Below are 15959 nucleotides of genomic sequence, written 5' to 3' on the forward strand. Positions count from 1 at the left end.
TAGCTGCCGCACCGACCCACCGATTCATCAGAATTCCCTCCTGCCACAAGACTAACCTTCACACTACATTTTAACACATATTGGAAGTATCCTGCCCGATAGTTTAACGGCATCGGAGTACTTCGTTAGCGTAGAATAGCTCTCATCCATTTGCCGTGGTCGTAATGTCAGTTATAATAGAAAAAAGTCATGGTATCGTTGATTCAGACCATGAACGTCAAAAAACTGGGGGTTTGAAGAGTTGAAAAATCATATACGAGTAAATGGAAGATTGCTTCAAACCAACAAGAAGTTTTCCGCTTTAAAGCTGAGACAAAAAGAGTGGATCGCTTCCTTACNTGTTGAAAAATCATATACGAGTAAATGGAAGATTGCTTCAAACCAACAAGAAGTTTTCCGCTTTAAAGCTGAGACAAAAAGAGTGGATCGCTTCCTTACTCAGAAGTAAAACGATCTCTCTGATGCTCGAGCATCAACGACAATTAAAACGTCCAGAACGCGAATGGATATTACAGGAAACTTTATTTGCAATAGAGCAAAAGGGAATTTGGATACCTGATTGCGAAGTCAGTCGTTATTATGATAGCAAGGTTCAGCAATACTATAAATCATTTTACAAACAACAGGCTTTATCTGAAGATAATTCTTCATCCAATTGAAATGGAAAACTACCTACAACAATCCGATTGTCGATATTGGTCAAATACTACTCTGCTCGTAAATACAGTAAGGCTACCGATGACTGGCAGCCTTACTTGACTTGTTGTACTATCGTTTCCGTTAGTTTTTATGAATGAAATGGTTCTCAGCAGTATCTGTGTTCAATAACTTTTAATCTTACTTATTCTTTATCTTTTATCTTCCACTAATTTATATCCTATATAAGTAAGTTTATCCGTTTTTGCTTTTCCATCCTCAGAATAAATAACACTCTCAGTAATAAACCCATACTTTTTACGATTATATTCGTGCTTATTTCGTTCATACTCTGATGATTTTTCTCTCGGGTCATTTTCTTTACCCAAGAAGCTGTTAAACGAAGACAGAGTTGAAAAACGTGCAATCTCGATGACTTCAAATTTAGAAACATCATCTACAAAAAGTGGTAAGCTACCACAGTAAGCGTCGTTTTTATCTTTTGAATAAGGATACCCCAGTACTTTAAAACTATCTGGGTCTGCATTGATTACTTTAAATATGGACCAGTCATTACTATCGTAAATATATACATTATTCTTATCTTTTGCGTAATGATTTCTGCCTTTGGTGCTAATAATTTTGAAGGTTTCCGGATCAGACCCTTCTACTTTATGGTTTTTAAAAAACACACTGTTATTATCTCTTGCAAAATCACTGTACTTTAGAACCTTGAATTCATCCTTTTTTACATTGATCGGATTAACTCTTCTGCCAGCTCCCGCATCATAGGAAACATAATTCCATGTTCCATTTTCATATACAAATCCCGGTTTGAATGAGAACCATAAATATAGACTTATAGTAAGGATGCATACAATAAGGGTGCAAACAACAATTCCGGTTATCGCTATCTTCTTTTTCATTAACACCACTCATTCTAATTAATAGTAAGGAAACAAATGCCATAGACATTGATTTAATACATATTCGTTTAGGTTATCGTACTCTCCTACCCATTAACGTAATAGGCTGCCGATCTTGTCGGCAGCCTTTAACGCATGCAACTAACGTTTCCGTTAGTTGAAGAAATCGACTTATTACTTCTTTCTCCCTATGTACAGCAAATGGGATGATACTCCTAAAACTGACGGATCCCGAGCTATTCTTATGAGCAGATCAATCATTTTTTCCTTTTCCCCTTGCTCGGTCCAATATTGTTTTTGTTCACTATTTATTAATGCACCGATATTCGAAGAACCAATCAAGTCAACGGTTTCGAACCCATGGCTCTCCATAAATGGTTTGATTTCTTCAACATTGTAATAATAAGCTCCTGTGAAACGACCTTTATCAGTATGATTAAATATTCCATCCTCTATAAAATTATTGATGGAACCCATATTATCATTTGGTTTCCAAAATTGTGGGAAGAGCAGGGAGGTAAGTACCATCCTCATTCGACTTTGGAAGGCTACAAAAACGATACCGTTATTTTTGGTCACACGATGTAATTCCCTAACAGCGGCTAATCGATCGTTTTCTATTTGCAAATGATATAGGGGCCCCAACATTAGAGAAGCATCGTACGTTTCATTTGAAATTCCCTGCAAATTGGTAGCGTTCAACGAATGGAATCCGCTAAATTTTTCAATTAATCCCAACTCGTTTGCCTTTTCTTTTGCAATGTCGACTAATTTAGGTGTGATATCGGAAAGGGTCACGTTATATCCATGTCTCGCTAATTCAAACGAGTATTTTCCAGGTCCAGCACCATTATCTAAAACATTACCTGAACTTGGCAAGTATTTCTTCATGTAATGCCAATTAATTGTGAATTCTAGGGGCTCCCTATCTAACCTTCCCCACTCATCAAAACTAGAATAGTACTCAATAACGTTGTTCACACTCTTTCCCTCCCTTTTTGGAAACACAAAAAACCCATCGCCTTCAAAGAGGCGATAGATTTTACCTTCGCGGTACCACTCTTCTTGATTCGCAACAAAATAAATCACAAATCCTTAGGACCCGATTACGGAGGTTAACCGTTAAGACCTACTGATTTCAGTCTTACCGCTTATGGGTGAGTTGGGGAACCTATACACTGTCTCGCACCGACCCGACAGTTCGCTGGGCAATAGTTATTCCTTAATACTCCCAATCATTGCGTTTTCAAATATACAATTTTAGATAATGATGTTAGTATATAATCCCAAATAATTCCTGTCAATCTAAATTTTTTCCAATTAAATTTCCCTTAATGACTTCGTAAACTGCCCTATAGCTTAATGGAGCCGCCGGCATCATTCCGCGGCAGCCGATCGTGTGCCGGCTACCGTCATGTCGTGATTGAACTATAGGTTTCCGCTAGTTGAATCATTATCAGCTTGTGATTCACAGCACAAATTTCTCAAGGGCAACAGCAACACCATCGTTATCATTAGATTCGGTAATGTGCTTTGCACAATTTTTCAGCTCAATTATCGCGTTTTCCATAGCGATCGGAAATCCGCACTTATGGAATAGTCCTAAATCGTTAAAGTCATCCCCGAATACCATTACATTTTCTGACTTCACCCCGATATCGCTTAACACACATTGCACGGCATCTTCCTTTGAGGCTGATTTGTGCATTATTTGAACCAATACTCCTCCATCGGTTGCGATTACATTCACATAGTCTCCGAATTGCTCGATAACATCCCTACATGTGCTGTAACCTAGAACCAATATTTTGGTCGGGGATAGTGAACTAATAAAATCCTTATCAACAACCTGGGGTTTAGGATCATTTGAACGGATACCGAAATGACCAAGTTGCGAGTCGGGAACTGGTGTACACGTATACCATGAGTCATTGACCTCGTATGAAATTAACGATTGAGGTGCATGTAACTCGATGAAATTGTTAATCTGTTGGCTAATTTCCATTGGGATACTAATGTGCCGCTGAGTTTGCTTAGACTTGCATGTTATTAGAGCACCATTGTAATAAACCAAGTAGTCTACAAAAGGAAAATTCTTTACAAATTGATTAGCCGCTCTAGGCGGTCGCGCCGTGGCAACAATAATATGAATTCCAGAATCAAAACATCTTTTAACAGTCTGATAATTCCTTGTGGATATGGTTTTGTCGCTGCTGAGTAAAGTTCTATCCAAGTCCAATACAATTGCATGTATTTTAGACATCTATACCCCTCCAAAAGTATAACCTGATTACTATTCTTCCAATAATAACCTAAGAGTGGAACAGATGGTAGACTCATTATTGAATTAATCTGCCCGTTTACTCCCAACAAACTGAAAAGGAGTCGCTATCAAGCAAGCTCCCCACTATCGTTTCCGTTTGTTTAACGAATAACAAATTATATTTTCAAAATCAATCTAAACCTGAAATAGGTATATGTGTTTGCCCGATTCTTCGATCTTCATCAATCCATTCAATATTGATGTCAGATCCGATTAAATATAAAAAACCTTCATCCGATTTTATTCCCTCTTCAAAATTATTTAACATAAATTTTATAGAGAGATACTCCACTTCATCATTTAATAATGGAGATTTATAGCCAGTATATTTATACTTTTTAGTTTGTTCCTTCACATCCAACTCATCTAAAAATAGATCAAATTCGGCATCATAAATTGTAAATGACTGATTAATAAAGTCAGGGACATTCCAATCAAAATGAGCAACGAAATTCATAGTAAGTTTGAGTTTCTTCCACACCCATACCCCTGAGTTCTCTTTGTTACCTTCCCAGTTATAATAATCTATATTGACAATACATTTTCTGTTAAACTGAACATTCGATATTAGTTCAACCGATGCTATTTCACTATCGTGGAAATATAGATCACTTAATTTATCTTTATAATTTTTGAATGGATTTCTCATTGTTTTTCATCTACCTTAATTTGGATTCATCTTATCATTTTTACGGAGCGAGACTGCTGATCTATCCCGTGGTAACTTCGTTTGAGCTCATGTTTCCGTTAGTTGAATAGACAATATAAGATGATTGCTTGTTGTACAAAAACTAAATTCTTTTTAAATTCATGACCAACAAAATAATCTGAGGATATTACATCTTCGCTTACTTCTTCATTTCGAAAAAAAGGAGGGCAAGGATTCAATATTGAGTGCTTTTTAGTTAATTTCATTCTTTCTAAGGTAATTTGATATTTATTTATATACTCCTGTGTTCGAAATTGATTCGGTAATGAATCTGTCAAAATTACATCACTTTTCTTCAATACACTTTCAAGTTCTGTATGGAATTTATAGTTATGCGAATGCTTGGTAAGTTCATTACCAGCTGAACAGACATGATTAAATTCTAGATTCATTATATTAGCAATATTTGTCCATGACCTAGAGATATTACCTGCAGGACCAACGAATGTATAAACAAGTTCCTTATATTTCTCTTTTTTCTCACTTATTGAGTATAAATCCGCTAAAATCTCGCATGGATGATTATCGGAAGTCATGGCGTTGATAATGGGAATAGTTGAATGTTTTGCCATTTCCTCAATCTTAGAAATATCTGTATGCCTAACAATTATACCATCCGCCCAATTCTCAACGTATTTGATTGTATCAATGAGTTTTTCCCTGCGATCAAGTGTTTCTGGAGGAAATAATATACACTCCCCTCCCAATTCTTTAATCCCTTTCTCAAAAGTAATTCGCGTTCTCAGGCTTGTCTCAGGGAAGAATAGAATAAAGGTTTTCCTATTTAATAATGGTCCTTCTTTTTGTTCTTTTAATCTTGCAGTAAGGGTAAAAATCTCTGTGATTTGAGAAGAAGACAATTGATTGACGTCCAATAAGTGCACATAAACAACTCCTTGAATAAGAATCAACATAAGACTTTTTGCATAATTATAAATTATTGTGAATTTTTATTCAATCGTTGTTTACCTTTGCTGAGCGAAATCATTAAACTATCCTGCCCGTAACAATAATGATCTTGAAATGGCTTTGTCGGGAATGAGATCAAGTTCTTGTCAAAATCGGGAATGGGATCAAGTTCTTGTCATTGGGTTTTGACAAGAACTTGATCCCATAAAATAAAAAAGCCGAGATTTACGCGGCAATTAATGAGATAATGTTCTTGTCACCCGACAATGTTTGTCGGTTTGCTACTGATGTGAGTTTTCTAAAATCATTTATTATGATTCTTGATATTCAAGATAAAGTCTTCGTGGGTCATTGCAGTTAAATTTATCTCACCGTTTCTTGATTTACTCAGCTCATCTAACCGCTTAATAAAACTAAGCAACTCATCTAAGGCGAACCAAACGTTAATATTCCAGCCTCTGAAATTATTGTCTAATACTTCTATGGTACAAGATAAACTAGGCATTCTGTTATGTAAATATTGCTCAAGAGTGAATGTTATATATGATTCTTTATCTTCAGAGTAAATTCTAAAATCGTAATCTGTAATACGTTCAAACATAACGTTCACCCCTTACCTTTCCCCAATATTATACAATGAAATAGAAGCATTTTGGTCACTGTCTTTGGAATTAATCTGCCCGTTGAATCCCGCGAGATGACGTCAAGAACTTAAAACCATGTCAGCATTGGACAACGGGAATACCGTATTTAAGTAATGATCTTCTGCTTTCCAATACCTTGTTTTGAATTTCTCGACTTGCTGTCTGGTTTTTGCAGATTCACGTTCAAAACGAGTTTGCCTCGGGCAATCCAAATACACAACGAAATCAAAAAACTCCCGCCATTCCTTCCGTTGAAGAAATACACCCTCCACAATAACAATGCAGTCATGTGGTATTACAACCGTCCTATGGATTATTTCATCATGGTTCGAATTGTTAAATGGGAGAGTCACTTCTTTGGCATCTCGTAATTTAACAAATAACTGCTGCCTTAAATGCTCAACATCCCATTGCAAGTTATAATACTCATGCCATTCTTCAAATCCCGTATCATATCTCTTCTTGTGTTCCACGATGAAATCGTCAATGTGAAAAACGTAAACGGTTTTTTCATTTTTAATTAACCTTTTTTGTATGTCTTCTACAATGGTCGTCTTACCCGCTCGACTTAACCCATCTAAACCTAAAATAAATCGTCCATCAACATACCGATTTAAAAGCGCTTTAAATAATGCACCATCTTGCATCTGTTCACCTCTTGTTTACTTTTACACCCATCGAACATAACTGCCCGTTACTTGAATAGGCTGCCAATGGTGCCAGCAGCTACTTTTTTATTATTGCACTCTCGTTCTGCGTTAGCTTCTAAAATGACCCTGGTAACCCCAAAAGTTGCTTAGCGTTCATTTCAGTGGCTTCTTGCACCATTTTCCAAAAATAATCTTTTGATCTAAGTGCATTTCCCTCTTTAAGATGAATGAATTGACAGCCCCCGCCTTCTGCATTGATGAGAAATACTTCTTTCCCTTTCTCATAAAAATGCATGTCATATGAGATGCCAGAATCAGCAGGGCAACTGATAATTGCATTGGGTGGAACTGGTTCAAAGGACATTAATGCCTTGTAAATTTGTTCTGTCAATTGTGAATCATCTGTTTGGTATATGGCAGGCGGCTGTTTCTTTACCTGTTGCAATTCACCCTTTCTTCAATGGTTAGGCTAGTTGGATGCAGTGAGTCTGGAATCGAAATAAATTCATTAGGACTTTTTACGGTATTGTCTTTACCATTAAAGTTAATTACTCCAGTTTGAATAAAAGCGATTGTTATTATCGTTAAGGTGCACAACAAGATTAACACGTATTTCATGAGTTGTTACCCCTTTAATAAACCGTTTATCAATTTAGACGCTTTTATTGAACGTATGTTCCAGATATATCTTCTTTTCCAAACTGAATTGTTAATTGAATAAATCACCAGTCGAAATATGAGGTCAAAGATAGCTTAATCATTCGAGGTATACACCACGATCTACTGCCCTTTAGTTGAGAAAAGGCAATCGATCCACTAGGGTGAACTGCCTTTTCTTGTTGTTATTGAACTCTCATTCTGCTTTAGTTCAATTATCTTTTTCTTCATTAGACCTTTTGGATTCTCTAAATGAACCAAATACGCCTGTAATAAACCCAATTAACCCAAAAGTAAATCCATATCCAGAAGAACCTTCAAAAGCCAACAAAACAATTACTCCGAACAAAATAAGAATGACACCTAAAAGTTGAACTTGCAGAGCGCTTGGATTGATAAAGTCCAATAATAAACAAGCATAAAAGATTGCAACAGTTATTAGAGTTAGAACGATTAAACTGATTAAGGCAAAACTACCCATCCTGACCTCCTCTAGATTCAAACAATTGCTTTTGACCACACCATTTCCCTAAGCATTCTTCTTAAGTATATTCGCTTAAATTAACTTTTTTTCCTACATATTTTTTTACTCTCAACCTCTACCACGCAAACCTGCCCATTAGTTGAGAAAGCTGCCGATCCATTGCTGTCGGCAGCTTTCTCCTGATGTTTATTGAGCTATAGTTTCCGTTAGTTTAATGAATGTAGGCTACTTATTTCTCTTTTCTTTCTTCCAAATTAAAGATACAGTGAAAGCAACCACATACCCTGAAACCTTAAAAAGCACCTCTAATATTTCCCTCATCCAATCATCCCCTTGATAAAATTATACTCACAAATTAATTAGGGGATGCCTTACATCGGAATTATCCTGCCCGTTAGTTCAACGGTCGCCCGAATCCGATCACGTTGTCATTTCACTTTTTACACCTCAGTACGAAACCCGATAGATAAATAGGAGGTATCCTTTATCACTATTGTGATTTCAGAACGAGATTAGGATACAGAAATGAAAAAATATCAGGAGCTCTTTTTTTGAAATATATATATTTATGCTCAGCTTCTTCTAAAATTTCAAGTTGTGTATTTGTTATCTTGGTTTTCAAAATATCAAATATATTTTTATTAGATGCTAAAAATTCTTTGCTTATCATTTCATTACTACCAGCTTCATTAGTTCCACAGTCTAAATAAAATTTATCAATGGAAGAAAGCTCGGAATTCCGTATGAGATTTTCCATTTCTTCTTGGTTTCGATAAAACGCCGAAGACATAGCGAATACGCGTTTAAAGATATGAGGATAACAGCATGCTGCAAAAGTAGATATAAGTCCACCCAATGAAATGCCAGCTATCGAAGTGTCATCTGAAATGGTACGATATTTACTGTCTATGAATGGTTTTAGTTCGTGTACGATAAATTCCAAATACGCTTTGCCTTTTCCGCCTAATGGATCGACTTGACCTAATAGTTGTTTACTATATTCTCCGTTTTTCCAAGGGCAGTATTCGTTGACACGTTCTTCATTTGAAGCATGTCTATCAATTCCTACAACTATTACGTCTAAACGCTCGTTATCTAAATAATCCTTGAGCCCCAAAGAAATTCCGCCAAATGCTGCCTCATCTTCGAAAACATTCTGACCATCATGCATATAAAGCACAGGATACCTATCGGTTACTTCATTGTAATCCTGTGGTAAATATACCCTTATTATTCGGTCTTGAAAGAATGAAGTCATTTGAATTTGAAACTTTTCTATCATAGAGCAACTCCTATTATTCTTAATCGATTTTATATGTTTATTATATCAGAATTTACAGTTAATCCCTTATTAATAAAATGGCTCTGTTTTTGTTTAGTGTTGATTTATACGGTTAAAAAAAGACCGCTATGTAAGGGCGGTTTTTACAGAACTAACGTATACGTTAGCTTAATGATGCGTTGCGGTTAGGTGGTGCAGGGTTGTCTGCCTGACTCTGCTTCTCCGAAACGCCTCTGGCAGACCGAGGGCGCTAACCCGAAGCGTGAATACGGTGTTATAAGATGTGACCGACTTCTTGGAATAAGCTAGATATGGCTTTGCAATGTATTAAACATTTCCGTATATTTCTTATGAACACTTCTAAACAACTTCTCGACCTTCTCATAAAATAATCCAGGTAATTCATATTCATCCTTCTTAAAAACATAACGAAACTCACCGAGACTTCCCTTATAATCGCAACCTGGAAAATAACCACCAAATGCTGCATATATTCTTCTAGTCGAATCACCTTTATACTGCCAATATCTTATTGATAATGTTGCAGAACCAAAACTCTCTTCATATAAAAACTGCCCCTCAGAGATGAAGTCAAATTTCATTGTTGCAATAGAGGAAGATTGTATCCTCTTTACCAACTCTCCATAGATAGAACTACTTGGGCTATACTGAGTAACCGAATTTAATAAATCTTCTAATTCAACTTCAAATAAGCCATCTACGAGCTTCGATAAATACGAGCCCATTTCCTTGAAAAACTTAGAAAATGAAATTCCTTGGAATAAGCTCAAGTTGTCGTGCTCTATATCAATGCTACCTAAACTCTTAAATTTAGGAATCCAAACTAAAAAGCCGATAGATTCATAGTTTTCGACTTCCTTTAATAAGTCGTAGACTTCGATACCATTCCATTCGAACTTCTTAATCTCAGATAATTTATAAAACTCAACAAAATCTGTACATGAATCTTGAAAATAAACTTTTTGGTTTTCTTCTTTTATAAATTCTTTTAATTGTTTTGGTAATAGGCTTTTCATATTTAATTCCTTTCGGCCATTTCTTATAACGCCTTATTTATGAATTTCGCAAATTTTCCATATTTGAGGTATTCGTGAAATGATTCAACTATCCTGCCCGATAGCTTAACGAGGCTACCGATCATTCTCGCGGCAGCCTCGTTGTGTGTTGTTAAGTTCCGTAGCCGTTATAGCTTAAACCATTCTTGAAAAGTGTGTGCTTGTACTATCTATTTCCATATTCTAGTCACCCTGAATTCTGGAATTCAGCGTCTCTAAATAGTGAGAATTATACATAATACCAAGAACATTACCAAATGGATCCTTGACGGAAGCCGTGATGAATCCCTCTCCTCGGTGTACGAGTGGTTCGTACTCTTCCGCTCCCATGGCCTTCAATTTGTTAAGTGTGGCTTCTATATCATCAACATGCCAGTACATTATGGCACCACCGGGACCAACTGCTGCATTTGACGGTGCAAAACGTCGATTGATCAGCCCCAGCTCGTGCTGATAATCCCCTATGCGAAACTCAGCATATACTAGTTTACCATCAGGTCCTGAACGTTCGAAATAAGGCGCTCTGCCTAGCAACTCAGAATACCACTCCTTTGCCGCCTCCATATCATCCGCCCAATAACTGATAGTCGCAAATCCTCGTAATGTTTGTTTTGTGCTCATAATCAATTTCCCTCCTAAGATAATTATTTCTGATCTTTATTGCCATTATAAACAACCATTACTGACACCAATATGTCAGTAATGGTTGTTTTTCTTTAATCTACAAAACACCATTTATCACATCGAACGGGCTAACACTGCTTGGACAATCCCGCGCTAAACTGAATATACAACACTTCCACCTGTAGAAATAATGGAGTTTTTTAGTTGCAATTCTGATACAATTTTTTCTTCGACTTGCATAAATTTTTCAATACCATCAATATCGCAAGCAACACACCTAAAGTGCTTTTACCAGCTCCAGACATACCTACAAGAACTATATTCATACTGTCCCCCACATTTGTTAATTGGTATTAGTTTCGTTAAATCATTCGGTGTTTTCCATAAAAATCCTCCAATGGAAACGTTCATTTGCTCAATGAAAACAGGGGGGTAGCTGCCGCGGCGGTCTGCTCCCTGTTTATTGTGCTATCATTCCTCGACAGTCCCACTATATCCGTTTTTCGTTAAGAATTTATGTGCATCTATCCTATTTGCACTACTTAGTAACATGATCTTTGTATTCTAAAACCGCGTCTACCTGTAATCGTACATTGTGCCATATATTGTTGGACACGAAGAAGAAAAAAACCTTGATTTACCAAGGTTTTTTGTGTGAAAATAACATTCTTTAATTAATAAAAATATATAAAATAGGACAAAAAAATTTCATTCCATAAGGTTTTGGAGACTTATAATATCCATTTTTAAGTCCTTCATTAATTTTTCAATACTTAATAGTTTTTTTGCAATAACGTTATCAAAATCAATAAGCCCCAATTCATTGGTATACCATTCTTTTTTATCAATAAGTTCGTCATAATGTCTTTTTTCGATTATTAAATCCACTAAGTCAGTAGTATATTCGTTTACTCCCTTTTCCAATAAAGAAATCTTTGTTTCGCTCCTTCTGAACTCAGTACCAATCAACCTTGCTAGCTCTAAGTATTCCTCATATGTAAATATTCCATCATTTTTATCAAGTAACTCCCTATAGCTTTTAACATTAAAAAAATTAATCAGTGCTTGTTCAATATTACCTCTATGAGAATTTATTTCTTGTAACGTGTTCGATACCTTTAAGGTATTTACTAATTTAGCGATATGTTCAAACGGATTAAATTCATTTAAATTTTCTACTAAACTGAAAAGTACCTCAGTATTCTCAGCCAGATACTTATTTCTATTTTCTATTAAATTTAAATAACCATACATGTAATAATTTGTAAAACTGTCAAAGCTACTTAAATAAATTACTTCCACAGACTTTCCTAAAGGAAAGACCCTAAATACTTTTCCATTATGATTAAATTCTTTATTTTGTATCAAATTTTCATTATTAATCCTTTTAACTACTTCGTTCAATTCTAAGAAAGTCTTTTCAACATTGTCAATATGTTCAGATAAATTTTCTTTATATTTGTTGATTAATGTATTGTCTGATATATTGTTTTTTTCTCCAAAGTCAATTATTTCATCACATATTGACAGTTTAAGCTTTGAGAATTGATGATTAATATCTTCCAAACTTGACTTATATATTCTTTTCTTGACAGCTACATGGTATCGAAACACATCATCATACCCTTCCCTCATTATTAAACATTGCTGGCCCTATGGAACTTCTCTTTTTTTTATTGCAGATAGATACTCCTTTGGTTCCTTATCGAATCCATCCCAAAATAACCAAGTCTTTGGCAGTCAGGACATTTGAAAAAACTCTGCGTCATCATGTATAGTTCTTCTCTATCATGCGTTATTGAGCTATAGTTCCCAGTTAGTTGATCTTTGAGAGATGCTCAACATATTCATCCTTGGTTAGCCCAAACAAAATGGAATCAAAATATCGTCCATTAGTATAGAATACCTGGCGACGAACCCCCTCTTGAATGCATCCGACCTTTCTCATCATTGCAGTGGAGGCTTCGTTTCCTTCAAGTACGCAATCATTGAACTTATTTAGTCTACGTTCAAAGAAAGCGTACTTTAAAAGTATGTTTACTTCTCTTGTGCCGTAACCCTTGCCTCGGTGGTCTCTGTCAATTTGAATACCGATGCTAAACGTTCCGTTTCTTTCGTCGATGTTGTTTAGGTTGATCCCGCCGACATTTTCACCGTTCAAGTTTTCAATAGTAAACATAAGACGATTCGATGAGAAGTCAGAAAATGATTCTGCAAATGATTTTGCCTCTGTAACTGTAGGAGGCAGTTCAACCGCACACTCTAAAAGGCGCCGTGCAGGAGTATCAAAACGGTTGATATAGTGATTCTCCCAATCTTCTGGTTGTATTGAACGCAATCTTATTGCTTCATCCTGCCAGAAATAATTGCTGTAATTAATATCTCGCATATGTGCCTCCAATAATTTTATGTGTTCAGACAATTTTAACCCTCAAATCAAACACGTAGGTAGTTTTTTTTCGTTATAAGTATCTACCCGTTAACGTAATGAAGCTGCCGATCGTGCCGGCAGCTTCGTCCATTGATGTTTTATACAACTATAGTGTCCGTTAGCGTAACGATATCTGGCGGAGACGAAACATAATGTCTAAAGTCAACGCAATTACCTTTTTTGATAGACCTCAATCCAGAAATTTGGCAAAGCGTTCTGTGATTTGGATGCCTCTGTGCCAATCCGTTCCTCCGTCTTCAATCGTCCAGCACGCCTCCAACACGCCTCGCGCCACACCCCACATCGCGATTCGACGAGGGTCAAGACCTAGGCGATCGGTCATATTCGCTATCCGGTCCCGTAGCACCTGCTCGCAGTCACCCCCCCGATCCTCGTAGTTAAGCAGATACTGGATCGTATCAAAATGGATGTCGCCGATAATACCTTTGGGGTCAATGACAGCCCATTTCTCTTCGCCTTGCCGAAGGATGTTATCATGATGCAGATCGCCATGCAGTAAGAGATTCTCATTCGTGGTCGCGATGAGATATTCCAGACATTCTTCGGCATTCTCCACCCAGCTCGGAGGCAGTGGCATGTCATCTTTCATGTCTTTGAATCGCTCTCTGTATCGCTCAATTGCCACGAAATGCCGCTTCATTGACGGGTACAGGCTATCAGTTGGTGGCGAAAGGTGAAGTCGGCGAAATACTTCGCAAAAAATGTCTGTCGCAAGTGCATCATTCTCAATTGTCGACAAAGGTATGCCAGGCTCGGCCTCCTCTAGCAATGCTACTCCCCATTCCTCGTCTGCATCAAGCACATGTACCGCCCCTCGGCCCTCATAAGCGCGAAGAACGCTAACTTCTCTGGACAGCTCCTCTTTCATGAAAGATGATTTAAGGACAACTTGCCTCCCGTCGCTGCGCGTTGCGCGGAGCACAAAGTTATATGATAAATTTGAAAATGGAGCTTGAGGGCTAAAGTCGAAGCGGCTTGCACAGTCGGTGATTAGCCTAGGGAGTGCCTCCGACCAGGCGACACCTTGTTCACCGTGGAGTTCGTGCATTCTTTTAATAAATGTATCGGGGATCACAATCATACCGGAATGGCTCCTTTCAGCTATGTAGTTATTTACAAGAGGAACTGTTACTTTAATAACTTCCAGTTCTCCTTAAGTTTAGCAAATAACGAAGAATAGGTAGCCTTAAATATTAATCTTTGGTCGAATACCACCGTAAATCATCACTATTTGTTACATTCGCCACTTTATATCGATATTCATAAAGCACTCTTCCGTCCTTGGAAAGAGCAACAGGATTTAGAACGGCCCCAATAAAAGCTTTTGACCATGAAAAGACAAGCGGTTGACCTATTATTATCTTCTTGTTGATCCGATCTGTGCCTACACCTATTTCGATAGAATCAATATTCGGATCTGACACCTCAACCGCAAATACACAAGCCTGGACGCCGGGGATATTTGTATTTCCATTGATCCAACCTATTGTTTTAATCCCGTCTTGATCTTGCACTTGGTTAAAGGTCGTTGCCCAACGTGCGTAATAGAACCAACTACTAGGTTTCTCTTTATAGGCCATTACGGTACGATTTCCGTTATCGGTATGAAACAAAAACACTCCACCCCACGGATAATCCACTTTTGCAAAGAGCTGTGGGTTCTTCCCTTTAACCGCAAAATGTACACGTGCTGCTTGAATAGCGGAGAAACGAGCCCCATCCAGTTCGAATAATTGGTAGGCCTTGACTGCCATAAACAACAGCACCGCCAAAAGAATGATCACGCTCTTTTTATATTTCAAAAATTCACCTCATCACTTTTAATTTCATTTCGATTCCCATTGAATAGCTTAAGGTCAATAGTTTACATCGCGCATTGCTTTTGAAAAGAAAATCCTTTTTGAATTCATTATCAATGGATTATATATTCAATATAGCCGTAACTTTTTCCTTTTTCTGTAACAAATCTGCCCTTTAGCTTAATACCATCAACACTTATTGTTAATCAAATACCCTATTATGGAATTTCTATGGTAATCTTAAATTTGGATTGGAAAAATTCCATGAATTAGGTGATCTGCTATGATTAATTTTATTTTGGGGCTCATTTTTATTATCTTGGTAATAGTAAATTTAAAATACGAGATGCAAAAATCAACACACGTTACAATTACAATGATTACATTATTAATAATTGTTATCTTATCTAGTTCTTATGTATTTTACAAAAAACATAATTTATCTTTTTGGGACTACTGGGACTACAAGAAACAAGCAATGAATTATTCAAAGCATTATGACCCTGATCATACATATGTATTTAGTAATCTCGAAAATCAAGGGTGTGAGTGGATGGTAGGTTGTAGGTTGCTCTGTTATAGTTAAGTTAGATTCTACCTCTAGTTCGGATCAGCTAAAAATATTATTTAATAAAGGTAGACTTGTTCCAATAGCACGTCCAAGAGAAGAACTCAATTAATCTGCCCGTTAACGGGGCGAAGGGCTGCCACGAGGCAGCCCTTTAGTGTTTAACTATCGTATCCGTTAGCTTAATAATGAATCGCAATCAAGGTGTCTTGGTGATGGT

The 15959-nt window shown here is 36.8% G+C and carries 16 protein-coding genes and 1 other annotated feature; all 16 genes read right to left on the reverse strand.

The genetic code is table 11. The features are described from left to right. Nucleotides 1-848 precede the first annotated feature (848 nt). The 16 genes from ASG93_RS21860 to ASG93_RS21935 all read right to left on the reverse strand — a co-directional run bounded on the left by ASG93_RS21860 (nucleotide 849) and on the right by ASG93_RS21935 (nucleotide 15174). The gene (locus ASG93_RS21860; RefSeq protein WP_056835266.1) at nucleotides 849-1562 is read right to left on the reverse strand and encodes a DKNYY domain-containing protein; all 714 of its coding nucleotides are present in this window, start codon (nucleotides 1560-1562) and stop codon (nucleotides 849-851) included. 174 nt (nucleotides 1563-1736) lie between these two features. After that, on the reverse strand, nucleotides 1737-2543 hold the full coding sequence (locus ASG93_RS21865) for a class I SAM-dependent methyltransferase (protein WP_056835268.1): 807 nt from the start codon (nucleotides 2541-2543) through the stop codon (nucleotides 1737-1739). 44 nt (nucleotides 2544-2587) lie between these two features. Continuing rightward, nucleotides 2588-2810, reverse strand: a binding site (T-box leader). A 220-nt stretch (nucleotides 2811-3030) separates the two neighbouring features. Beyond that, a complete protein-coding gene (locus ASG93_RS21870; protein ID WP_056835271.1) occupies nucleotides 3031-3825 on the reverse strand; it encodes a Cof-type HAD-IIB family hydrolase in 795 nt (264 codons plus the stop codon). 190 nt (nucleotides 3826-4015) lie between these two features. Next, nucleotides 4016-4534 carry a hypothetical protein gene (locus tag ASG93_RS21875; protein ID WP_056835272.1) on the reverse strand — a complete coding sequence of 173 codons (519 nt, stop codon included), beginning with the start codon at nucleotides 4532-4534 and terminating at the stop codon, nucleotides 4016-4018. A 98-nt stretch (nucleotides 4535-4632) separates the two neighbouring features. Beyond that, entirely contained in the window at nucleotides 4633-5478 is an 846-nt protein-coding gene (locus ASG93_RS21880; protein WP_056835274.1) for an ornithine carbamoyltransferase, read from the reverse strand. Between the two features lie 329 nt (nucleotides 5479-5807). Then, complete coding sequence (locus tag ASG93_RS21885) at nucleotides 5808-6104, reverse strand: hypothetical protein (RefSeq protein ID WP_056835277.1); 297 nt, start codon at nucleotides 6102-6104, stop codon at nucleotides 5808-5810. 102 nt (nucleotides 6105-6206) lie between these two features. Then, nucleotides 6207-6794 (reverse strand): kinase, encoded by a 588-nt coding sequence (locus tag ASG93_RS21890; RefSeq protein ID WP_056835279.1) that lies wholly within the window; start codon nucleotides 6792-6794, stop codon nucleotides 6207-6209. A gap of 118 nt (nucleotides 6795-6912) precedes the next feature. Beyond that, entirely contained in the window at nucleotides 6913-7242 is a 330-nt protein-coding gene (locus ASG93_RS21895) for a hypothetical protein (RefSeq protein ID WP_056835280.1), read from the reverse strand. A 423-nt stretch (nucleotides 7243-7665) separates the two neighbouring features. Beyond that, nucleotides 7666-7935 carry a hypothetical protein gene (locus tag ASG93_RS21900; protein ID WP_056835282.1) on the reverse strand — a complete coding sequence of 90 codons (270 nt, stop codon included), beginning with the start codon at nucleotides 7933-7935 and terminating at the stop codon, nucleotides 7666-7668. Nucleotides 7936-8428: 493 nt separating this feature from the next. Further along, nucleotides 8429-9220, reverse strand: coding sequence for an alpha/beta hydrolase (locus ASG93_RS21905; protein WP_056835284.1), 792 nt, complete (start codon nucleotides 9218-9220; stop codon nucleotides 8429-8431). Between the two features lie 305 nt (nucleotides 9221-9525). Further along, nucleotides 9526-10257, reverse strand: coding sequence for a hypothetical protein (locus tag ASG93_RS21910; RefSeq protein WP_056835286.1), 732 nt, complete (start codon nucleotides 10255-10257; stop codon nucleotides 9526-9528). Between the two features lie 222 nt (nucleotides 10258-10479). Then, nucleotides 10480-10917: a VOC family protein gene (locus tag ASG93_RS21915; protein WP_056835288.1), complete on the reverse strand. Its 438-nt coding sequence runs from the start codon at nucleotides 10915-10917 to the stop codon at nucleotides 10480-10482. Nucleotides 10918-11628: 711 nt separating this feature from the next. Next, a complete protein-coding gene (locus ASG93_RS21920; RefSeq protein WP_056835290.1) occupies nucleotides 11629-12555 on the reverse strand; it encodes a hypothetical protein in 927 nt (308 codons plus the stop codon). A 181-nt stretch (nucleotides 12556-12736) separates the two neighbouring features. Then, nucleotides 12737-13309: a GNAT family N-acetyltransferase gene (locus ASG93_RS21925; RefSeq protein WP_056835292.1), complete on the reverse strand. Its 573-nt coding sequence runs from the start codon at nucleotides 13307-13309 to the stop codon at nucleotides 12737-12739. A gap of 232 nt (nucleotides 13310-13541) precedes the next feature. After that, nucleotides 13542-14453, reverse strand: coding sequence for an aminoglycoside phosphotransferase family protein (locus tag ASG93_RS21930; RefSeq protein WP_056835294.1), 912 nt, complete (start codon nucleotides 14451-14453; stop codon nucleotides 13542-13544). Between the two features lie 112 nt (nucleotides 14454-14565). Further along, nucleotides 14566-15174 (reverse strand): hypothetical protein, encoded by a 609-nt coding sequence (locus ASG93_RS21935; RefSeq protein WP_056835295.1) that lies wholly within the window; start codon nucleotides 15172-15174, stop codon nucleotides 14566-14568. Between the last annotated feature and the right edge of the window lie 785 nt (nucleotides 15175-15959).

The sequence above is a fragment of the Paenibacillus sp. Soil787 genome (assembly GCF_001429545.1).
Lineage (GTDB): Bacteria > Bacillota > Bacilli > Paenibacillales > NBRC-103111 > Paenibacillus_E.